Here is a 21,882-nt window from a genome sequence, read left to right as displayed (position 1 = left end):
GAAGACCCTCAGGGAGATCGTGCCTCCACCGAAAACTGTGCGATGATGGACGGCCTCGCCCCGGGATGGGGCAAGGCATTGCTTCCCTGAGGGTTATTGCGGCTACGAACGGACTTGAGAAGTAATCCTCACCATGTCGACGAACGAGTCGGCTGTAAGGCTGGCACCGCCAACCAGCGCGCCGTCGATGTCCGGCATGTTCATGAAGCTTTCGATGTTGCCAGGCTTGGTGCTGCCACCATATTGAATGCGGACTGCCTGGGCCGTCTCGTCGTCATACAACTGGGCGATAGCGCCCCGGATCGTTCCACCGATGACCCTGTTGGCATCCTCCGGTTCGGCGGTGAGGCCGGTGCCGATAGCCCAAATCGGCTCGTAGGCGATCACCACTGTTTTGACCTGCGCTGCCGTAAGGCCGGCGAGGGCGCCGCTGATCTGGCCGCGCACCAGGGAGTCTGTCTCCCCAGCCTTGTTTTGTTCCAGATCCTCGCCTACGCAGATGATTGGTGTGAGGCCCTGGGCCAGGGCAGCATGCGCCTTTTTGTTGACTCCTTCATCGGTCTCGCCAAAGTACTGGCGCCGTTCCGAGTGTCCGAGGATAACATACTGGCACCAGCCGTCCAACATGGAGGGAGCAATCTCGCCTGTGTAGGCGCCCTGGTCGGCCCAGTGCATGTTTTGGGCGCCCACTGCGACGCGGGTGCCGCTCAGTGCGTCCGCGACGGCGGTCAGGGAAACGAATGTGGGGCAAACCACGCTTTCTACATTTTCGATGGCGTTGAGTTCTCGCCGCATCTGGCGGACCAGATCGACCGACTCGGCCACCGTCTTGTACATTTTCCAGTTTCCAGCGATTATGGGTGTACGCATATAATAATAACTCCTTCTGTTGGGTTTCTATCGTTCCAAAACTGTGACAGACTCAGCCACTGTCGTCCTCTTCCAGCGTGTCTACGAAGGTGCCGCCGCTGATCTGTCGATCGGTCAGATGTTTGTTTTGATCGAAGGTCAGGCTGATCTCAATCTGTTGGAAGCAACGATTATCACCGCTTCCCATGATAAGTTTGCGCACGTGGTAGACGTTGCGATCGTAGTCGATGCTGAGATCGTTGGAAAGATCGATTTCAGGGGTCAGTATCTCGCCGCAGCGATTGCAGCGCACCGATACAGAGTGCATCGGGCGCGGCCGGTTCGACGAACTGCCACTCAGAGCGGAACGGATTTTGTTGAAGAGACTCATAGGATTGCCTTTAACAGCCTTTGCGAGAATCTGTTATGGCCCGTCAGTCCTGCACGCTTCTTCACGGGTCGTAACTGGATTATACCAGATACCGGAGATCGTTCAAACTTGAAGCGCGGGAACACGACAGGTGTTCCTTATTCCTTGACGCTCGATTGGCCAGGGATTATAATCGAGGTGACGCCAAACCTGGAGGTTACTTATGAACGACCTGCTGCATCCCGAGATTGACCGCGTATTGATCGGTGCCGAGGAGATCAATTCCCGCGTTGCGGAACTGGCCAACCAGATCAACCATGATTATGCCGGTGAAGATCACCTGCTCCTGATCGGTGTTCTCAAGGGGGCTTTTATCTTTCTTTCCGACCTCGCGCGCCGGCTACGGGTCCCCCATGCGGTCGATTTCATGGCAGTTTCCAGCTATGGCATGACAGCCACCAGCGGTGCCGTGCGAATTGTCCTGGACCTGCGTGCTCCGATCGATGGAATCCACGTGCTTCTGGTGGAGGACATTGTCGATACAGGCAGTACCCTCAAATACCTGCAACGGGTCCTGGCCAGCCGTAACCCGGCATCGCTGCGCACCTGCGTGTTGACGCGAAAAGAGGGTTCAGAAGCTGTCGATGTGCCGGTCGATTACCTGGGATTCACGATTCCGGATGTCTGGGTTGTGGGCTATGGCCTTGACTTCGCAGACACCCATCGCACCCTGCCGTACATCGGCGTCCTGAAGCCGGAGGTTTATCAGTGAGTAACCTGACCGAATCGTTGGCCAATAACACTACATTGCCCCTGCCAAAAGTGCTGGAAGTCTATCTTCATCTGGCTAACTTTCCAATTCTGAGCGACCGCATCCGGGAAGACATGCGGCGGGAGATTTTCTCCCGCGGCGTTGTCAGCAAGGAGGCTTTCGAGAAGGAGGTCGAGGAAAAGGCGGTTCAGTCTCAAGTGCGGGAAGGCCTTCAGAATCCCTTTAGCGAGGAATCGCCGGAGACGTGGCAACGGCGCATGCGGCAGATTCGCGATCACCTTACCGATTTCTATTTTGCCTATAATTTGCCTCGTCGTTTGCTGGAGGAGCTCATTCAGGAAGAACTGGGCGCAAGCACTGGCGAAGATTCGGAGATGGCGTTCAATCCCGAGTTGGCGCCCTGGGATGTACTCTTCGCCAAGGGCCGCTATTATGAATCCCTGCCTCCGGAGCGGCAAGCGGAAGTTCACCACCACCTGCAGGAGATCAAGGTGGTCCTCATAAGGGCGATGATCAGCGATCAACTGGCATTCGTTGGAATCGCCAGGGAGTTTTTTACCATTGAGGATCTGGAGGAGATTCGCCGGCACCGCATCGGCCGCGGCAAGATCGGTGGCAAGGCGGCTGGCCTGATGCTTGCCTGGAAGATCCTGCAACGCTCTCCTGATACGGCCGGCACGGGACTGCAGGACCATCTTTCGGTCCCTGAGTCTTTTTTTGTGGGGGCCGATGTCTTCTACGGATTCCTGGAACTAAACGATCTGCTGGATGATATCAACCAGAAGTACAAATCTTCCGAGGAAATCATAGCGGACTTTCGAGGCCTCCCCGAGCGGTTTTCAGAAGGCCGCTTTCCTGACCGCATCGTCGAGGATCTGAGCATGTTGCTGGACCAGCTTGGTCCGGTGCCCTTGATTGTGCGATCTTCCAGTCTATTGGAGGACAATGTTTCGACCTCCTTTGCCGGCAAGTATGAGAGCGTTTTTTGCCCGAACCAGGGGACTCCGGAGGAAAACCTTAAAAGTCTGCTTTGTGCGATCACCCAGGTCTATGCCAGCGCGTTGAACCCCGATGCTCTGTTCTACAGGCGTCGCATGGGCTTGATCGATTACGACGAGCGGATGGCAGTCATTATTCAACGGGTCCAGGGTAGTAAACACAAGAACCTCTTCTTTCCAACCCTGGCCGGCGTCGGCTTCAGTCATAATCCCTTCATATGGACTTCCCGTATCAAGCGGAAGGAGGGATTTGTACGTCTTGTCACCGGCCTGGGTACGCGGGCAGTGGATCGAGTGCCCGACGATTATCCCCGCATGATTGGCCTGAGCCATCCGCAACTGCGGCCTGCCAAGGGGGCTCGCCAGATTCAACATTACTCTCAGCACTATATGGAAGTGGTGGATCTGGAGGCCAATTCCCTGGCGACCTTGCCAACCGGATCGGTTATCGATGAGCAGTATCCGTGGCTGCGGCTGATGGCATCGGTAAACCAGGGCACCTACATCGAGCCGATCCTGTCCTCGGCCACAAAAGTGTCTGCTCACCAGTTGGTGCTGACCCTGGATGAACTGGTCAAGCGCACCGATTTTGTACCGCTGATGAAAAAAATCCTGGCAACCCTGCGGACTGCCTATGGCTGCCCTGTGGATGTTGAGTTTACCGTGGAGCTTTGTGGCTCAACCCGCAAGCCCGAGGTGATCATCCACCTGTTGCAGTGCAGGCCGCAGAGCAGCCGGGATCAGGATCAGGATACCTGGGTACCCACCGATGTGCCCCTGGAAGATCAACTCTTCACCGCCAACTACCTGATTCCCAGCGGCACCGTGGATCGCATCCGCTATATTGTTTTCGTGGACCCGGCGCAATACGCTCGTTTAGCCATGCCGTCCGACAAGCTGGAGGTGGCGCGGGCTGTCGGCAGGCTCAATCGTGCCCTGCAAGGGCAGCAGTTCATTTTGATCGGTCCCGGACGCTGGGGCAGTTCAAACCTTGATTTGGGAGTCAAGGTGACCTACGCTGATATCTTCAATACCCGGATGTTGATTGAATTGGGCGTTCGCTATGGCAATGCGGCGCCGGAGGTGTCGCATGGAACCCACTTCTTCCAGGACCTGGTCGAGGCAAGGATCTTTCCTCTGGCAGTTTTCCCGGACAACAAGGAGACGCTGTTCGACGAGCGGTTTTTTGCCGAGGCGTCCAATCGATTGCATGAGCTTTTGCCTGAGGATGCGGCGCTGGCTGGCACATTGAAGGTGATCGACGTTCCAGCCATCCGTGATGGCAAGTACCTGGAGGTTGTGATGAGCGCCGACCAGGAAAAGGCGCTGGGGTATTTCAGGACCTATTGAGTGTACCGTGATCTTCAGGATCATTCATACTGTAAGGAACCTGGAGATGTTTCGGCTTCAATTTTGAAACCTACACCGCAATCAAACTGTCCCGCACGGTGTGCAAGATGCCCGAGACCCGGCCAATACGCTCCAATCTGGGTGCATCCACGTAGTCCGCGCCAACATAAATGATCAAGCCAATCAACGCAATGTACACCACTGCCGACGCAACTTCGACTACAGGGTTCCGAGCGGCTGGGATCCGTTTGAGCAGGCCCAGGCCTGCCAACAATTGGCCCACCAGCTTGGTGCGGTCGCTGAAGCTGAGTTGCAATGCCTGAACATTGCTCTGGGCCTGACCCAATGATGTCGATGGGAAGCGCCTCAGAGTCAGCATCGTTTCGATCTCTTCCAAGGTAGTTTCCGTATCGAAGATGTAACCCAGCAGTTGTTCTACCGTCTCCCCTTCCTGCAATCGCTCCGTCCAGTCGGCGGCCTGCCGGCGCAGGTCACTGGTAACATCCTGCCCCAAAGCCGCCAGGAGACTGTCGTAGGCCTGAACGATGAACGCCACGGCTCGAGCAATCAGGCGGGATGTCTGTTCTCCCAACTTTTCTATCAACGCACCCAACTCGACACTTACCAGGTCAGCTGCTTCCTTCAGCAGAGCCACGTCCAGGCCGATCAGGCCAGCCAGAGAATCGCGCGAGTTCTCTGCCACGCCCTCCATCACATGATCGACAGTCTGGTCGACCGTTGCCATGAGTTCATCACTCTTGGCTGGAAGAGGTGGCACACCATCTGACGTGCGCATCGGCTCAGGAGCAGAGCTGTCCAGAGGGCTCTCGATAATACTCAATAGCTCTTCGATATCGACCGGGTCCGGCGCTATCCGGGATGGCGCCGTGCTTGGCGCGCCCTCTTCATCTTCCACGGCATCCAGCAATCGCTCGGCCACTTGGAGCGCAATGGCGGCATGGGCCACCAGGTGCTGCTCAGCGCCAAGTTGAACGGCAGGATCCTCGGCATCCAGATACCCGGCGGTTTCTTCAACCAAAGCCGTGGAATGTTCGACCAACTGATCGAGCGGGTCGGGCATGCCGTCGGGCGCAGCGGTAGCCGTTGCCGGCCCGCGCAGCACTTCTTCGTCGACATCAAACAACAGTCGCACTTCCCTGGAAAACTGAGCGGCCGATGCGGCATAATCGTTGGTAGTCATTGTCGGGTTCTCCTGAGAAATCCGGGCAAATCCTTGGGTGTTTTTGTCAGTCAGCAACGGGTAACGACAACCCGTTTCAGTCGGGGATTTAGACTATTCAAAGCATAACATAGGCCATTACTGGTGTCAACCTACCTGATTGCTGTTTCCTTGAATCGTTATTTGACAATCGAGAGTCGCCCCAGTATAATATTTGGTGCCTGCCGATTCTGGGGCTGTAGCTCAGCTGGGAGAGCGCTACAATCGCACTGTAGAGGCCAGGGGTTCGAGTCCCCTCAGCTCCACCAGGTTGATTTGACAGCCAACCAGATGCACCCGTTCCTGGGGCTGTAGCTCAGCTGGGAGAGCACCACAATGGCATTGTGGGGGTCAGGGGTTCGAGTCCCCTCAGCTCCACCAGGAGTCAGAGCCGGAGGTTTATCCCTCCGGCTCTTCATTTTCCCTGTTTTGACAAGCCCGACAATCTGGCCTATACTTCCCCCGCACTAATTGAATAGAGACACTGTGATCGGGAGTAGTAGATCTGCGTCCCAGAGAGCGAGCGGCCGGTGTGAGCTCGCAGGCACCTGGACGCGTGCCGGCCCAAAGATCGAACTCGCCCGGGAGTTGCGCACGTGAATGGCATGTGCCACAGCGCGCGCCGGATGACCCCGTTATCGGTCACCTGAGTGGAGGACAGGTCATTGTCGGTCATCAGTAATTAGCTATCGGTCAAAGAACGGAACCGATCACTGATTACCGAATACCGATCACCGTCCTCAAGCAGGGTGGTACCGCGGAGCAAATGCCTTCGTCCCTGAGTGGACGAGGGCTGTTTATTTTCCCAGGAGAATAAGAGCAAATGGCAGACAGATACATTCCTCAGGATTTCGAGCCGAAATGGCAGCAGCAATGGGCCGCCGACGGCCTCTATGACACAGTCGAAGACCCCGATCGGGAAAAGTTCTATTTCCTGACCATGTTGCCCTACCCGTCGGGCGACATGCACATCGGCCACTGGTACGCAATGACCCCCAGCGATGCGGCCGCGCGCTACCGTCGTATGCGGGGATACAACGTCTTCTTTCCGATTGGCTTCGATGCCTTTGGCCTGCCCGCGGAAAATGCCGCTATTCAGCATGGCGTTCATCCCTACAAGTGGACCCTGGAAAACATCGAAAACATGCGCCGCCAGATGCGCACCATGGGGGCGATGTGGGCCTGGGATCGCGAAGCGGTCACGTGTGATCCGGAGCTCTATAAGTGGACCCAGTGGTTCTTCCTCAAGCTCTACGACGCCGGCCTGGCTTACAAGGAATTTGCGCCGGTAGACTGGTGTCCCCATTGCAACACCACCCTGGCGCGCGAACAGGTTTGGGGAGAAGATCGCCATTGCGAGCGCTGTGACACGCCCGTCATCAAAAAAGAACTGAACCAATGGAAGTTCCGTATCACAAACTACGCTCAGGAACTGCTGGACGGCCTCGATACCATTGATTGGCCTGAACCGGTAAAGATCCAGCAAGCCAATTGGATCGGTCGCTCCGAGGGCGCCGAGGTGACCTTCACCGTCGCGCCCGAGTACATGCCCGACGATGCCGAGGCCGGTGAGGGTGATCTGTCGGTATTCACCACCCGGCCCGATACCCTCTGGGGAGCCACCTTCATGGTCCTGGCCCCGGAACATCCGCTGGTCCAGGGAATCACGAGCGATCAGCAGCGGTCGGTTGTCGATGACTATGTGGAACAGGCTAAACGCCAGGATGAGATCACCCGGGGAGCTGTTGACAAGGAGAAAACCGGCGTTTTTACCGGCGCGTACGCTGTAAATCCGGTCAATGGTGAGCGAATTCCGATTTGGATTGCCGACTATGTGATGATGAGCTATGGCACCGGCGCCATCATGGCCGTGCCCGGCCACGACGAGCGGGATTCTGAGTTTGCCCTGAAATTCGGCCTGACCATCATTCCAGTCATCGAGAACCCTGAAGAGCGGGCGAAAAGTGTCGTCTGGGACGGCTCTGTCATCGATCAGGATGCATTCGCCTTCGCGCTCAAACAGGCTGGGCTGGCATTCGAGTTCCTGTCCATCGAGGATCGGGGACGTTTCTTCGGCGTTGTTCTGGGCGGCGACGACGACATCGCTCATTATACCGAACTCCTGCAGACACACCTTCGGCCAGGCCACTGGGCCGACATTGTAGGGAGAGGATGGCAGGTTGTGTTTCAGGATGGACCGGCCTCCCTCGACTCGATGGCCGCAGACCATCTGATCATCTCCCGCTGCCAGGAGGGATACGACTATATGCGGCGATTCCGCACGGTCATGGAGATGTGGCACGATGTGGCATGGTATCGGGATGTGCTTTTCCATCACGAGTATGGCGCCATGATCAACTCAGGAGCGTTTTCGGGCACGCCGGGCGATCGAGCCAGGGAAGAAGTGACGAATTGGCTCAATGAACAAGGCACAGGGAAGTTCGCGATCAACTACCGGCTACACGATTGGCTCATCAGCCGGCAGCGCTATTGGGGAGCGCCCATTCCCATGATCGATTGCCCTGAATGCGGTGTGGTGCCTGTACCCTACCAAGACTTGCCCGTCGTCTTGCCGGACGATGCGGAGTTTTTGCCGACCGGCGAAAGCCCCTTGAAGTACCATGAGACGTTCCGCCACGTATCCTGTCCCTCCTGCGGAGGGGACGCCGAGCGCGAGACCGATACAATGGATACCTTTATGTGTTCCTCATGGTATCACTATGCCTATGTCACACCCTATCATATGACGGGCGAGACGTTGGGTCCCGACGACCTTCCCTGGGACAAAGCGCAAGGCGACTATTGGCTGCCGGTCGATCAGTACACAGGCGGCATCGAACACGCCACCATGCACCTGATCTATACCCGTTTCTTCACCAAGGCCATGCAAACCATGGGACTCGTCGACTTCGATGAACCTATGTTACGCCTCTTCAACCAGGGCATGATCCTGGGTGAGGACAACGAGAAGATGTCCAAGAGCCGCGGTAACGTCATCGCACCCGATGCACTCGTGCAACGCTACAGTGCCGACACGGTGCGTGCCTACCTGATGTTCATCGGCCCCTGGGACCAGGGCGGACCCTGGAACAGCCAGGGTATCGAGGGTGTGCAGCGTTTCATGCAGGATGTCTGGACGCTGTGTGCCAACGATTCTGACGATGCCGGAAAGCCTGACTCGAGTCAGGAAAAGGAGCTGCGTCGGGCGACGCACCAGACTATTCGGGACATCACCGGCGACATTGAATCCTTCAAATTCAACACCATGGTTGCCAGGCTCATGGCCTTGCGAAACACCCTGAAAACCGCGCGCGGTACGCCGGTCTATGGAAGCGATGCCTGGCATGAGTCGGTGGACAGTCTCCTGTTGATGCTGGCACCCACTGCGCCGCATCTGACTGAGGAACTGTGGCAACGCCGGCATCCCGGACCCAGCATCCATCTACAGTCCTGGCCCCAGTGGGATCCGGAGGCAGCCAGGGAAGAGACCATCACCCTGGTTGTTCAGGTAAACGGCAAGGTTCGCAGCAAGATCGAGGCGCCGGCCGGCATCGAGGAAGAACAGGCACGCGAGCTCGCCATGGCGGACCCCAATGTTCAACGGCATATCAGCGGCAAAACCATCCGCAAGGTTATTTTTGCCGGTGGCAAGCTGGTGAATATCGTGGCAACATAGACCGTCCCGCACAAATACAGGCGGCCCATGGAAAGACAGATGCGCGTTGGGCGGGAAACGTTCGAAACAGACCAGGCCCAGCGCCAAAAGGATGCAAAAGGATACGCTGAGGGGAAAGGACTGATCGGTGGCGATCCAAAACGTCGACCCGATCACGTGCGCTGGCGGGCGATTCCCGAGGAACAGCCCTACTTTCGCCTGATCGAAATCAGCGAAGGGAAACGAGGTCGTTTGGATAGGTTCCTGGACCACCGGCCTCTGGAGATCGAGGTCGGCTTTGGCTCTGGAGAGTTCATGCTGGGGCGAGCCAGCGCTGACCCGAACCGGCACTTCCTTGGGTTCGAGGTCAAGAGACACCTCTGCCGTGGCATCACGCGCCATGTGGAGCAGCGTGGCCTCAACAATCTTTGGATCAGCGACGACGACGCCCGCTGGGCCTTGCCCCAGCTGAACCTGCTGGCTAAGGTTGATGTCATTCACGTGCTCTACCCCGATCCCTGGTGGAAACGCAAGCACCGTGCCAGGCGCCTGTTCACCGAACCGGTGGCAGCACTCTTTCATGATCAACTGGGACCTGACGGCATTCTGCACATCCGAAGCGATGTCGAGGGCTATGCCCGGTTAATCGAGGAGATTCTGGCGATCCATGGCGGCTTCACACCCAATGACCCGGCACTGGCCCGATCCTTCGATGCAGATCCGGCAACCCGCCGCGAGGCCTTTTGTCAAAGCATCAACCGCCCCTTCCGGATCATGGCGTTTCGAAAAACCACCTGGTCCAGTTTGGCGTAAGTAAACCGTCGGTGTTGCTATCTCAAAGAGCCAAGGCAAAACGCTACTGGTAAGTTGCGACCACCTGCCGGATCGTGTCATCCAGCGAGATTTGAGGCTGCCAACCGATGGTCTCCTGAATCCGGGTGATATCAGGGACCCGTCGTTGCATGTCCTCAAACCCGGCCGCATAAGCCTCCGAGTAGGGAATGAAGGTTAAACGATCTTGCCAATCCCGAGCAGTCGGGTGCACGATCTTCAACACCCGATGGGCCAGATCGAGAATGCTGATCTCGTCGGTTCCGCCAAGATTGAAGACGCGACCCAATGCCTGGGGAGCCTCGGCCAGCCCAACGATACCTGTGACAGAATCCGATACATTGCAGAAACAGCGGGTCTGCTGGCCATCGCCATAGACGGTAAGCGGCTCCTCTTGCAGGGCCTGTCTGACAAAGCGGGGGATCACCATGCCATAGCGGCCTGATTGACGGGGTCCCACCGTGTTGAACAGCCGAAAGATGGTGATGGGTAGTCCATGCTCGCTGCCATAGGCCAGGGCCAGGAACTCATCGACCATTTTGGAGGCTGCATAGGACCAACGGCTGCGCGAGGTGGGTCCCAGAACCACATCGTCATCCTCACGGAATGGCACCCTGGTGCCCTTGCCGTAGACCTCGGACGTGGAGGCAATCAGTACCCTGGCCCGGTAGCGCAGGGCGGTTTTCAGGACGGCCTCAGTTCCCATGACATTTGTTTCGATCGTATGGACTGGCGCCTGAATAATCAGTTTGACCCCGACAGCGGCGGCCAGGTGAAAAATCGTGCCGCACTCGCTGGCCAGGCGGTCGAGCACCATCTCATTCGTAATGCTCTCGATGGCATAACCGAAGTGTGGATGGCCAACAAGGTGCTCGATGTTGGCAAAGGAGCCGGTGGACAGGTCATCGATCACGGTAACCTGCCACCCGCGCTGCAAAAGTGCTTGCGCAAGATGGGAGCCGATAAAACCGGCCCCACCTGTGATCAGTGCCCGCTGCATTTAGGCGATTCCGCCACTTTTCTGGGCTACCATCGGGGTCTCCCGTTCTGTGGTCCTGACCAGACCCTGGTCGATCAGGTAGTTGAGGATGACATGGGCGTTTTCCTCAGGCGTGTTTCGCACTGTATCCAGCATCAACTCGGCGTTGTTGGGAGCCTCGTAGGGATCGTCGATCCCGGTGAAGCCCTTGATCTCACCACGGCGAGCCTTGGCATAGAGCCCCTTGACATCCCGCTGCTCACACACGGCCAGCGGCGTGTCGACGAAGACCTCCACGAAGTGATCCTTGCCCACCAGGTTGCGCACGTCGTTGCGAGTAGCGCGGTAGGGGCTGACGGCCGCGCAGACGGCGGTGCCACCATGGCGCACCAACTCGGCCGACACAAAGCCTATGCGCCGGATGTTGATATCGCGATCGTCCTTGCTGAAGCCCAGTCCCTTCGACAGGTGGGTGCGGACCACATCTCCGTCGAGTACCGTCACCTGCCTGCCATGCTCCTGAAGCAGTACCGTCAGTACTTCGGCGGTGGTGGACTTGCCTGAGCCGCTGAGGCCGGTGAACCAAATACACACTCCCTGCTTGTGGCGCGGCGGGTAGGTCTCGGCCAGAATATCGGCAACCTCGGGACGGGTGAACCAATCGGGTAGTTTTTTGCCGTTGTTCAGGTACTCTTCCCGCACCTGGGTGCCAGAGATGGCAGCGGTGCGGCTGGCTTCGGGCACCTTGGTCACCTCCTCATAGCGTTCCTCGTCGGGCAGGTAGACCAACATACGGAAGGGCACCATCTTCACCCCGATCTCATCGGAGTACTCAGCCACCATTTCCTGGGCATCGTAGGGGCCGTAGATCGGATTGCCCTGGGAGTCATTGCCAGGCCCGGCGTGATCACGCCCGACTATCAGGTGATTTGCCCCATAGTTGCGGCGAATCAGGGCATGCCAGAGTGCTTCGCGGGGCCCCGCCATGCGCATGGCCAACGGAAGCAGGGACAACAGAATGCGATCGGGGTCGTAGTAACGGCTGGTCAGGGCTTTGTAGGTTCGAACGCGGGTGAAATGGTCCACGTCGCCCGGCTTGGTCATGCCAACAACCGGATGCAGCAAAAGTGCCCCGTCGATTTCCTCAGTGGCGCGCTTGGTGAGTTCCTCGTGAACCCGGTGCAGCGGATTCCTTGTCTGGAAGGCCACAACATTCTGGTGGCTCAGCCGGGCCAGGCGTGCCCTGGTCTGCGTGGGCGTCAGCCTCAGGTCCTGGAAATCGTAGTGTTTGGGTAGATTGAGCACCCGCAGCCTGCCCGAGATGTTGACTTTGCCCCAACGGTGCATCTCAGCCACCAGGGGATGGCGAAGATCCTGAGTACCGAAGGCCTTTTCAGCTATCTCGGCCAGATCCCAGTCGTAGATCTCCTCGACCGTCATGACGGCCAGAAGCTCGTTTTTGGAATTGCGCAATGCGATGTCCTGATCCAGACTCAGAGTTGCCGATTGCCCCGCAATCGACGTGGCATCGGGATTGACCGGTAAAGTCACCGGAATCGGGAAAAGGTAGCCATTTGTCAAGCGCATTTCATCCAGCACCCGCTGCAGATCCTCCTGCCCCATGAAACGATCCAGGGGGGAAAAGGCGCCCACTGCCAATAATTCCAGATCGCATTCGGCCCGCTGAGAGATCTGCAGGGAAGGCAGATCGCTTGCATAGGCTTTCAACGCCTCCTGCTCCTCGGGCGACACCATCAGATTTACTAGCTCGCCACCATAGGGAGAAATCAATTGTGGATTCATACTTGTCACCGTTACTGCTCCTTCATCTCTTTTCTTTCGTTATTAAATCGTCGAAGACTCTGCCCATAAAAAAACCGATTTCAGGCAATTGCCAGTCAATCGGCCCGGATCCAATCCTAAGATCCCAGGGTTCGCGCCGAGAAAAATCGTAATCTGAGCCTGCATCGGCCAGAACCCCAGGTGCCCCCGGCAGGAGTCGAACCTGCGACGCCGGGTTTAGGAAACCCGCGCTCTATCCACTGAGCTACGGGGGCATACCCAAAAAAACATGATAACACAACCCTTGTACGTGGGCAAAAGTTATCTCTTCATATTGGTGAACAAGAGAACTTGTGGGTGCGTTGAGTTGTTCTTCCTTCCACATAGCTACATCAGAGGTGATCGACTCAACTTCAGCAATCCTCAATATGCAGCGGAGTCCAGGCTGTACGAAATCCCCATTTTTTGGGTCAGCCGGTTGATCTTGCGCAAAGGCGGCTCGTCAGCCGCCTTACCCTAACCTGGACAAGCCAGAGGAACGCTGATTTGCGCAGACCTCCGGCGCAGAGGTCGCGGTACATCCTTGTCAGGTTCGTGGCTAATTTTCTTGCCCAGTGTGCAAGAATCTGACTGGAGCTGGACTCACCGTAATCCAACTGGCGCGAGTCCCAAATAGTGGTATACTATATCAGTTGAGAGCAGAGGTCCGACTGGACCAATCTCTCGGGGGAAAGATTAGCCGTTCTGGCTCGTTCAATCCGTATCCATTCCAGACAACAACATGCAACAAGGGGGACACTCATGTCGACGCGTTTTTTCCTGCTGATTCTTCTGGTTTCGGCTGCTCTGGCTATCACTACGAACCCGGTCCCGGATAACAACATCACGCCATTTCAGGCACAACCTGTGAGCCCATTGAACGACCATCAGACCTTTCTGCCCTTGATCAGCAGTCACCACCCCTCGCTTCATATCACTGCCCTCTACTACGACACCGTTACTCGCAACGAACCCGATGAGGCCTTTCGTCTCCGCAACGCAAGCCGAAACGCTATCGATCTTGCGGGGTACAGGGTCAGCGATGGTCGGCGCACCGTTGTATTCCCCCAGCTGACTCTGGACTCCCATGCCAGCCTATGGTGCAGCCGGGAGGCCACAGCCTTTTCGTTGGTATTCGGCCTGATGCCAGACTGCGAGTATGGCGCCGATACCGATCCAGGCGTTCCCAACCTGTCTGGCACCCCCCTTCGATTCAGCAATTCAGGGGGGCAGATCATCCTTTCCGATCCAGCCGGCAGCGTCGTGGATGTCCTGGTCTACGAAAACGGAGACCAGGATCAGCCCGGCTGGATCGGCCCTGCCTTGATGCCCTACTCCCCCAGCAATGCCTTTCCCGCCGAAGGGCAGATCCTCTATCGCAAGTTGAGTTTGCCCGCTGCAGGACAGGTCAGCGACACAAACACATCGAGCGACTGGGCCCAGGATCCCAATGATCACCTGGCCGGACGCCGGGTACAGTATCCTGGCTGGGACCTGGAACGCTTCAGCCGCCCAGTTCAGATCACCAGCAGCGCCACGTTTACCATCTCTCTCGGCCCGGATAATCTCTTCGAAATGGTTCGCGACACCCTGGCCACCGCTCAAGAAAGTATCATCCTTGAAGTACACACCTTCAAACATATCGCCCTCGCGGAACTTCTGGCCAACAAGGCCAGGGACAATGTGTCTGTAACCTTGTTGCTGGAGGGTGGTCCCGTGGGAGGCATCGACGATCAGGAGCGCTACGTTTCCCAGATGATCGAAGAAGCCGGTGGACAGGTCTGGTTCATGGTGAGTGATCGCAACGATGCCAGCGATCGTTATGCCTATCAACACGCTAAGTTCGCCGTGGTAGACGAGCGCATTCTACTCGTCAGCACGGAAAACATGGGACCCGCTTCCATGCCCGATGATGACAAATCTGATGGCACAGTTGGACGCCGGGGCGCTGCCCTGGCAACAGATTCGGTCGAACTTGTAGCCCGCGCTCGTGAGATCTTCCACGCTGACTTTGATCCCGTGCACCATCGCGATCTCTTCCGCTGGACCGAATCCGATCCTCGCTATGGCGCGCCCCCGGCCGGATTCCAACCCGACAATGAGACAGGCGGCGACGCCTATCAGTTGATTCACAGCCAACCGCTGGTATTATCGGGCTCTTTCTCAGGACAACTGATCCAGGCGCCCGAATCGAGTCTTCTGCCACCCGAGGCTGGAGGGATTCTGGGTATGGTTGCTCAGGCAGGCCAGGGTGACATCGTTCTTGTCGAACAGCTCTACGAACGGGTGCACTGGGGCAGCGCTGCCGACGTCCCCGAGACCGCACCCAACCTTCGATTGCAGGCATACATCGACGCAGCCCGCCGGGGCGCCCAGGTAAGAATCCTGCTCGACAGCTACTTTTCTTATGGGCAAAACGCGCAAACAGTTGGCTATCTACACCAAATTGCCTTCGACGAAAGCCTGGATCTCAGGGCGCGCCTGGGAAATCCAGCCGGGTTGGGCCTGCACAACAAGATGGTACTGGTGGAAAATGACCATCAGGGCTGGCTCCACCTGGGAAGCATCAACGGCAGTGAAGCATCCTCCAAGATGAATCGGGAACTGGCCCTGCAGGTCCGGTCAAATCAGGGGTACGCCTATCTGGCTGCGGCGTTCTGGGCCGATTGGCAAGCAGCCGGCGGTGAAGGTGACCGTTGACAGCCACGACACCGGGTGTTATACTGCCCGCAATCTGTGAGGCATTGTGGCATTGTAATGAAAGTCCTGGCCATTAGCGACAAGATCGATCCACTCATTTATAGCCCGCGCATCCGCTCACTGGTGGGACCAGTTGAGCTTGTGCTGGGTTGCGGTGACCTTGCTCCCTACTATCTGGACTACGTTATCAGCATGTTGGACGTTCCCTGCTTCTGGGTGTATGGAAACCATGCTTCCGGCGCAGAATTCCGCCAGGAAGGCATGCATGAGGGTTACCGGCGGCATCCGATGGATATCCACGGGCGGGTCGTCGTCGAACAGGGATTGGTCATCGCCGGCCTGGAGGGCTCGATCCGCTACAACAGCAATCCTCGCTTCCAGTATACCCAGACTGAAATGCGTCTGAATACCTGGAAACTGATCCCCGCGATGTTGTGGCAAAGAGCGCGCCTTGGCCGCCACCTGGATATTCTGGTGGCCCACAGTCCGCCCGCAGGCATTCACGATGGCAGCGACCGGGCCCACCAGGGCTTCGAAAGTTTTCTGTGGCTAATGCGCACCTTTCGTCCCCGCTATCTGCTCCATGGGCACAAACATGTTTACAGGTCAGATGAAGTGACCGAAACCCGATACCACGATACAACCGTCATCAATGTCTATCCCTGGAAAGTTCTCGATCTTTAGCGATCCCGGGCCAACCGGTCCTCGCGGTCTATTCGAATAGGGCAAGGAATGGAACAACAACCCACATCACCGCAAATAGTCACCCTGTTTGGCGGCGCCAGAGTCTCAGATGACAGCCAACTCTACGCCGACTCTCTCTTGCTGGGCCGGCTGCTGGCCGATGAAGGCTATGCCGTTGCAACCGGCGGGTATATGGGAACCATGGAAGCCGCTTTGAAGGGCGCCCTTGAAGCCGGCGGCAAAACCATCGGCTATACCTGCGTCACGTTTGACGACAAGCTGGAACCCAATCCCTGGGTACGCGAGGAGCGCAAGTGCGCAACACTGCCAGATCGTATCCAACGCATGGCAATCGAGAGCGCTGCCTTTATCATCGTGCACGGGGGACTTGGCACCCTGGCGGAATTGACGGTGGTGTGGAATATGATGTTGATCGCAGAAATACCGGTGCGGCCTTTGATCATCGTGGGACCGGAGTGGCCCCAGGTGGTCTACTCGACCTACAACTGGACCCAGTTAGGCTCATCCGCCCTGGCACTCCTGACCTTCACCGACACACCACAGGATGCAATCGACGTACTGACCCGAAACTCCAGCGCAGAACAAGACGCCTGATTTGATTCAATGATCATTCCATCGTACAATCTTGCATTCGTCACTTCCCTGACCGGGAAACAGTCGTGGCCTGAGTCTTGCGCCCATCTTGTCTATGGCTCGCCACGAGAAACTTCACAGAGATAATATCGGACAAAAGGAGTCCCTCATGGCATCTCGAGTTACACCACGCAGCGAGGACTATTCCCGCTGGTATCTGGACGTCATTCGCGAGGCCGATTTGGCCGAAAACTCGCCCGTTCGCGGCTGTATGGTTATCAAGCCTTACGGATACCAGTTGTGGGAAGCCGTTCAGGGTGGCCTCGATAGCCGATTCAAGGCTACCGGACACGTCAACGCCTATTTCCCCTTATTCATTCCCAAGAGTTTCCTGGAGAAGGAAAAGGACCACATCGAAGGATTCTCGCCGGAACTGGCGGTCGTCACCATTGGCGGCGGCTCAGAACTGACCGAGCCCCTGGTCGTCCGCCCTACATCGGAGACAATTATCGGGCATATGTACAGCCAGTGGATCCAGAGCTACCGCGACCTGCCTGTGCTGATCAACCAGTGGGCCAACGTGGTGCGCTGGGAAATGCGCACGCGGCCTTTCCTGCGGACCCTGGAGTTCCTTTGGCAGGAGGGGCATACAGCCCATGCCACATCAGAAGAAGCTGTTGCCGAAACCCTGCAGATGCTGGATGTCTACGCCGATTTCGCCATCAACGATGCAGCCATTCCGGTGATCCAGGGGGTCAAGAGCGAACGGGAACGCTTTGCCGGCGCCGTTGACAGCTACACCATCGAAGCAATGATGGGCAATGGCTGGGCCCTTCAGGCCGGCACCAGCCACTTTCTCGGCCAAAACTTCGCCAGGGCTTTCGATATCAAATTCCTGGATGAAAGCAACGAACAGCAATTTGCCTGGACGACCAGTTGGGGAGTAAGTACCCGCATGGTGGGCGCGGTGATCATGGCCCACGGCGATGATCAAGGACTGCGCCTGCCGCCGGTGATGGCGCCCATTCAGGCAGTGGTGGTCCCCATTTTCCGCAAGGCGAAGGAAGAGCAGGCTGTCATGCCACTCGCTCACCGGGTGGTGGCCCAGCTCAAGGAAGCGGGAATCCGCGTACATCTGGACGACCGGGATGGCCTCACGCCTGGTTTCAAGTACAACGACTGGGAAATGCGGGGGGTGCCTGTGCGAGTCGAGATCGGTCCCCGCGACGTCAAGAAAAACGCTGTGGTTCTTGCCCGCCGCGATATCCGCCGCGACCAGGAACAGGATGATGGCCCCAAAGCCAAGGTGTTCGGCATCCCGGTCGACGGCGTCGATCAGGCAGTCAAGGAATTGCTGAGCGACATACAGGCCAGTCTTCTGCAGCAGGCCACCGACTTCCGGGAGGAGAATACCCACACCGGCATCTCTTCCTACCAGCAATTCAGGGAAACTCTCGATAGCGAGGGAGGTTTCCTGCGAGTTCATTGGGCAGGCACTGCCGAGGAGGAAGACCAGGTGAAGGCCGATACCAAGGCGACCATTCGCTGCTTCCCACTGGATGCAGAGGAAGGTGAGGGAGTCTGTTTCTTCACCGGCCAGAAAACTGATCGCGTGGCGATCTTCGCCAGAGCGTATTAGATTATGTCATGATGTCAACATCGAATTGTGACATTATGACATTGTGACATCTCATTAAGGAACCGACCATGCGTTTGACCCGCGCTTTCTTCCAAACCCTCCGCCAGGCACCAGCTGACGCGGAACTGATCAGCCACCAGTACCTGTTGCGTGCCGGTTTTATCCGTCCGCTGGCTTCCGGGATATTCTCCTACCTGCCGCTGGCCCGCCGCGCTATGGATAAAATCGAAGCCATAATCCGCCAGGAGATGAACGCCATTGGCGGACAGGAAATCACTATGCCGGTGGTGCATCCAGCTGAACTGTGGCAGGCTTCCGGCCGCTGGGATGCTGCCTACCCGGAGTTGGTCCATTGGCAAGACCGGGCTAAACGAGACATGACCCTGGCGATCACCCATGAGGAGGTGGTGGCCGATCTGGCGAAGCGGGAGATCAGCTCCTATCGCCAGTTGCCCCAACTGGTCTACCACATCCAAACCAAGTTTCGGGACGAGCCCCGGGCGCGCGGTGGGCTGATACGCGTCCGGGAGTTTACGATGAAAGACTCCTATTCTCTGGACATCGATGAAGAGGGATTGGATCGCCAATTTCGAGCGCATTGGCAGGCCTATCACAATATCTTCCACCGCGCTGGCCTGAATGTAATGACCGTCGGCGCCGACGTGGGCATCATGGGCGGCAGCCAGTCCCTGGAATTCATAGTCTTCACCGAAAAAGGTGAGGACACCCTGCTCCTGTGCGATCAGTGTGGCTACGCGGCCAATCGGGAAGTTGCCACCTTCCGCAAACCGAAGCCACCTCAGATCGAGCCGGCCCCGCTGGAAAAGGTCGCCACCCCCGATTGCAAAACCATCGACGATGTGGCTTCCTTTCTCGGCGTGCCAACCAACCAGACGGCCAAGGCGATCTTCTTTGTGGCAGAATTCGCCGGGCAAAAAAGGGATGAGCTGTTTGTTTTCGCTGTTACCCGCGGTGACATGGACGTCAATGAAACAAAGCTCCGGCAGGCGATCCAGGCAAAAAGCCTCCGGCCGGCTGTTGAGCAGGAGATTCGAGCGATCGGCGCTGAGCCCGGCTACGCGTCGCCCATCGGCGTCCAACACTGCCTGGTGATCGTCGATGACCTGGTGGCAGCAACGCCTAATCTGGTAACGGGCGCCAACGACGAGGGATATCACCTGCGCAACGTCACCAGTGGCAGGGATTTTCAGCCGGATGTCATCGCGGACATCACGGCTGCTGCTGCCGGCGACCCATGTCCGCACTGTGGTCATGCCCTGCAGACCGAGCGTGGTGTGGAGGTGGGAAACATCTTCAAACTGGGGACACACTTTTCGCAGGCGCTGGGCGCCACTTTCCACGCCGCGGATGGGTCGTTATTACCGATTGTCATGGGATCCTACGGCATCGGGGTAGGCCGCATGTTGGCGACCGTCGCCGAAACCCACAACGACGACTATGGCCTGATCTGGCCGGTTAGCATCGCCCCCTTCCATGTCCATCTGGTGGTGCTGCCCCGCAAGGCGCCCGAGGCGGTCGAAACGGCGGATTGGCTCTACGACGAGCTTCGAGCGGCAGGGATCGAGGTCTTTTACGATGATCGGGATGACGCCAGTCCTGGCGTGAAATTCAACGATGCCGATCTGATCGGCTTGCCCTTGCGCATCACCGTGGGCGCCCGAGCGTTGAAACAGGGAGGGGTAGAACTCAAACGACGGGATCAAAAGGAACGGCAACTGATCCCGCTGGATCAGGTACTCGCCACGGTCAGGCAGCAGCTCGACATTCTGCAGCGGGAGGTCGATGCGCTGGTGATCGATGTTCCCTACCCTGGTCCCGATTGAGGTGGTCAGAAGCCCATCCTTTGCCCGGCGTTTCCTGGCACTGCTTTTAATTTTGGCCGTGGCCGCCGGCCTGCGCCTGTGGCAGATCGACAGTCTGCCTCCGGGCTTTCACTTCGACGAGTCGTTCGAGGGTCTGGAAGCCTGGCGCATCCTCACCGAGCCAGGATATAAGCCCATTTTCCTGACCGGTAACTTCGGCGTTCCACCCCTCAACGCCTACGCCAATGCCCTCATGTTTGCCCTTTTCCAGCTATTTGGCGCTGAAGCGGGACCGACAGCGATGCGCACGACGGCCGCTCTTTTCGGCCTGCTGGGCGTATTGGTTATGTTCATGCTGGGTGAGGAGATGCGCCGCAGGCAGCCAGAATTGACGATCGTTTTCCCCTTTTTTGCCGCCCTGGTTTTAGCCATCATGCGCTGGCATCTGCACTTCAGCCGCATGGGCATTGAACCCATCATAGTCCCCCTGGAATGGACTGCCGCCAATTGGTTACTCCTGCGGGGCTGGCGCAGCAATCGTTGGCCCAGCTTCGCTGCGCTGGGCGCCGTGCTGGCAGCCTGTCTCTACACCTATCAGGGCGCCTGGGTGATTCCCCTGCTGGTAGCCCTGACGGCGATCCATCTGATCCTCTACGATCGCCGGGTCCCATATGAGGACCATGATCGGTCGATCGGGCAAGAGAAACAAGCGAGGTGGCGCGGCCTGGTGATTGCCGCAGCTGTAGCCTTGATCCTGGTCCTTCCACTGGCCTGGTTCTTTGTGAACAACAATGAACTCCTGTTCTTGCGTCCCGGCCAGGTCGCCATTGCCGGCGACGAGGCAGCTACTGGCAATGTCTGGCAGAATGCCTGGGCCTCGGTCAGGATGTTTTTTCCGGTCGGGATGACGGGGGATCTGGACCCGCGGCGCAATCTTCCTGGTGCTGCGGCGCTGAACATCTGGCTGGCAGTCCCCTTCGCTGCCGGATTCCTGATGGCCCTCTGGCGCATCCGCAAGCCAGTCTACAGCCTGTTGATCATCGGGCTTGTTGGACTCCTGATACCCGGGATGGTCAGCGAATATGCCCCCCATTTCCACCGTGTGTTGGGTGCAGCCGCGCCGACCGCCATGTTGATCGCCCTGCCGCTGGCGTGGATATTGGAGTACTCGCGTCGATCTGCCAGATTGGGAGACGCCGGCCGCTGGCTGGGTCCCGCCCTGATCGGACTGATTCTACTGTTGGCCACGGCCACCTCAGCCCGTAACTACTTTGTTCGCTGGGCCGCCCTGCCGGAACTCTTTCACGCCTTCGACGAGGGACTCTGGGAACTGGGCCAGTGGATATCGGATCAGCCACCGGAAACACCCGTTTATCTGACCCCGCGCGACGCTGACCACGCGACACTGGCATTTGCCTGGCGCCCCGGCATCGACAGCCACGGGCCTCCAGTCAGCTTCGACGGAAGGTATATTTTCCCGCTGACAGCCAACAGCCTCCAGGAATCAGAGCAGTATGCAGTGATCGAGCACGAGGACTTTCGAACACGCCTCTTGTTGCCCGAGGTCTTTCCCGAAGCCAGCGTGCTTCACCAGATCC

At 57.7% G+C, this 21,882-nt stretch carries 15 protein-coding genes and 3 tRNA genes; 12 read left to right on the top strand and 6 right to left on the bottom strand.

All coding sequences use genetic code 11. From position 1 onward, the window contains the following. Positions 1-102: 102 nt before the first annotated feature. Together tpiA and U9R25_17525 are read right to left on the bottom strand one after the other, a co-directional pair. Positions 103-870, bottom strand: coding sequence for a triose-phosphate isomerase (gene tpiA, locus U9R25_17530; GenBank protein MEA3337699.1), 768 nt, complete (start codon positions 868-870; stop codon positions 103-105). A gap of 52 nt (positions 871-922) precedes the next feature. Beyond that, the gene (locus U9R25_17525) at positions 923-1,240 is read right to left on the bottom strand and encodes a hypothetical protein (GenBank protein MEA3337698.1); all 318 of its coding nucleotides are present in this window, start codon (positions 1,238-1,240) and stop codon (positions 923-925) included. Positions 1,241-1,442: 202 nt separating this feature from the next. Between U9R25_17525 and hpt the strand changes: the two genes are divergently transcribed. Both hpt and U9R25_17515 read left to right on the top strand, forming a co-directional pair. Beyond that, entirely contained in the window at positions 1,443-1,991 is a 549-nt protein-coding gene (gene hpt / locus U9R25_17520; GenBank protein MEA3337697.1) for a hypoxanthine phosphoribosyltransferase, read from the top strand. Beyond that, positions 1,988-4,339 (top strand): PEP/pyruvate-binding domain-containing protein, encoded by a 2,352-nt coding sequence (locus tag U9R25_17515; protein MEA3337696.1) that lies wholly within the window; start codon positions 1,988-1,990, stop codon positions 4,337-4,339. The genes hpt and U9R25_17515 overlap by 4 nt, the downstream gene beginning before the upstream one ends. Before the next feature lie 70 nt (positions 4,340-4,409). Here the strand turns inward: U9R25_17515 and U9R25_17510 are convergent, their stop codons facing one another. Further along, positions 4,410-5,540 carry a hypothetical protein gene (locus U9R25_17510; GenBank protein MEA3337695.1) on the bottom strand — a complete coding sequence of 377 codons (1,131 nt, stop codon included), beginning with the start codon at positions 5,538-5,540 and terminating at the stop codon, positions 4,410-4,412. A 211-nt stretch (positions 5,541-5,751) separates the two neighbouring features. On the opposite strand from U9R25_17510, the gene U9R25_17505 reads away from it, so the two are divergent. The 4 genes from U9R25_17505 (at position 5,752) to U9R25_17490 (ending at position 10,026) form a co-directional block, all read left to right on the top strand. Further along, positions 5,752-5,827, top strand: a tRNA-Ala gene (locus tag U9R25_17505). 36 nt (positions 5,828-5,863) lie between these two features. Beyond that, a tRNA-Ala gene (locus tag U9R25_17500) sits at positions 5,864-5,939 on the top strand. Between the two features lie 442 nt (positions 5,940-6,381). Then, on the top strand, positions 6,382-9,234 hold the full coding sequence (locus U9R25_17495; protein MEA3337694.1) for a leucine--tRNA ligase: 2,853 nt from the start codon (positions 6,382-6,384) through the stop codon (positions 9,232-9,234). Positions 9,235-9,273: 39 nt separating this feature from the next. Beyond that, positions 9,274-10,026 carry a hypothetical protein gene (locus U9R25_17490; GenBank protein ID MEA3337693.1) on the top strand — a complete coding sequence of 251 codons (753 nt, stop codon included), beginning with the start codon at positions 9,274-9,276 and terminating at the stop codon, positions 10,024-10,026. Positions 10,027-10,069: 43 nt separating this feature from the next. Here U9R25_17490 and U9R25_17485 read toward each other — a convergent pair whose 3' ends face one another. The 3 genes from U9R25_17485 to U9R25_17475 form a co-directional block, all read right to left on the bottom strand. Beyond that, positions 10,070-11,044 carry a GDP-mannose 4,6-dehydratase gene (locus U9R25_17485; GenBank protein MEA3337692.1) on the bottom strand — a complete coding sequence of 325 codons (975 nt, stop codon included), beginning with the start codon at positions 11,042-11,044 and terminating at the stop codon, positions 10,070-10,072. After that, entirely contained in the window at positions 11,045-12,826 is a 1,782-nt protein-coding gene (locus U9R25_17480) for a bifunctional sulfate adenylyltransferase/adenylylsulfate kinase (GenBank protein ID MEA3337691.1), read from the bottom strand. 181 nt (positions 12,827-13,007) lie between these two features. Further along, positions 13,008-13,080, bottom strand: a tRNA-Arg gene (locus U9R25_17475). Between the two features lie 526 nt (positions 13,081-13,606). On the opposite strand from U9R25_17475, the gene U9R25_17470 reads away from it, so the two are divergent. From U9R25_17470 to U9R25_17445, 6 genes are all read left to right on the top strand, one after another. Then, on the top strand, positions 13,607-15,544 hold the full coding sequence (locus U9R25_17470) for a phospholipase D-like domain-containing protein (protein MEA3337690.1): 1,938 nt from the start codon (positions 13,607-13,609) through the stop codon (positions 15,542-15,544). Between the two features lie 57 nt (positions 15,545-15,601). Continuing rightward, positions 15,602-16,228, top strand: coding sequence for a metallophosphoesterase (locus tag U9R25_17465; protein MEA3337689.1), 627 nt, complete (start codon positions 15,602-15,604; stop codon positions 16,226-16,228). 48 nt (positions 16,229-16,276) lie between these two features. Further along, complete coding sequence (locus tag U9R25_17460) at positions 16,277-16,843, top strand: LOG family protein (GenBank protein MEA3337688.1); 567 nt, start codon at positions 16,277-16,279, stop codon at positions 16,841-16,843. 148 nt (positions 16,844-16,991) lie between these two features. Continuing rightward, positions 16,992-18,461 carry a proline--tRNA ligase gene (gene proS / locus U9R25_17455; protein ID MEA3337687.1) on the top strand — a complete coding sequence of 490 codons (1,470 nt, stop codon included), beginning with the start codon at positions 16,992-16,994 and terminating at the stop codon, positions 18,459-18,461. A 68-nt stretch (positions 18,462-18,529) separates the two neighbouring features. After that, entirely contained in the window at positions 18,530-20,305 is a 1,776-nt protein-coding gene (locus U9R25_17450; GenBank protein ID MEA3337686.1) for a proline--tRNA ligase, read from the top strand. Then, positions 20,280-21,882 (top strand): hypothetical protein (locus U9R25_17445; protein ID MEA3337685.1); only part of this gene is annotated, 1,603 nt, incomplete at its 3' end. The genes U9R25_17450 and U9R25_17445, both read left to right, overlap by 26 nt.

It is taken from the genome of Chloroflexota bacterium, from assembly GCA_034717495.1.
Taxonomy (GTDB): domain Bacteria; phylum Chloroflexota; class Anaerolineae; order JAAEKA01; family JAAEKA01; genus JAYELL01.
Note: the sequence above shows the minus strand (reverse complement) of the source record. Positions and strands in the feature narration are given on the sequence as shown.

Excerpts from the sequence above, each read along its gene's own strand:
- tpiA (MEA3337699.1), bottom strand. The coding sequence starts at position 870 with ATGCGTACACCCATAATCGCTGGAAACTGGAAAATGTACAAGACGGTG.
- U9R25_17450 (MEA3337686.1), top strand. The coding sequence starts at position 18,530 with ATGCGTTTGACCCGCGCTTTCTTCCAAACCCTCCGCCAGGCACCAGCT.
- U9R25_17525 (MEA3337698.1), bottom strand. The coding sequence starts at position 1,240 with ATGAGTCTCTTCAACAAAATCCGTTCCGCTCTGAGTGGCAGTTCGTCG.
- U9R25_17480 (MEA3337691.1), bottom strand. The coding sequence starts at position 12,826 with ATGAATCCACAATTGATTTCTCCCTATGGTGGCGAGCTAGTAAATCTG.
- U9R25_17485 (MEA3337692.1), bottom strand. The coding sequence starts at position 11,044 with ATGCAGCGGGCACTGATCACAGGTGGGGCCGGTTTTATCGGCTCCCAT.
- U9R25_17495 (MEA3337694.1), top strand. The coding sequence starts at position 6,382 with ATGGCAGACAGATACATTCCTCAGGATTTCGAGCCGAAATGGCAGCAG.
- U9R25_17470 (MEA3337690.1), top strand. The coding sequence starts at position 13,607 with ATGTCGACGCGTTTTTTCCTGCTGATTCTTCTGGTTTCGGCTGCTCTG.
- U9R25_17460 (MEA3337688.1), top strand. The coding sequence starts at position 16,277 with ATGGAACAACAACCCACATCACCGCAAATAGTCACCCTGTTTGGCGGC.
- U9R25_17490 (MEA3337693.1), top strand. The coding sequence starts at position 9,274 with ATGCGCGTTGGGCGGGAAACGTTCGAAACAGACCAGGCCCAGCGCCAA.
- U9R25_17465 (MEA3337689.1), top strand. The coding sequence starts at position 15,602 with ATGAAAGTCCTGGCCATTAGCGACAAGATCGATCCACTCATTTATAGC.
- hpt (MEA3337697.1), top strand. The coding sequence starts at position 1,443 with ATGAACGACCTGCTGCATCCCGAGATTGACCGCGTATTGATCGGTGCC.
- U9R25_17510 (MEA3337695.1), bottom strand. The coding sequence starts at position 5,540 with ATGACTACCAACGATTATGCCGCATCGGCCGCTCAGTTTTCCAGGGAA.
- proS (MEA3337687.1), top strand. The coding sequence starts at position 16,992 with ATGGCATCTCGAGTTACACCACGCAGCGAGGACTATTCCCGCTGGTAT.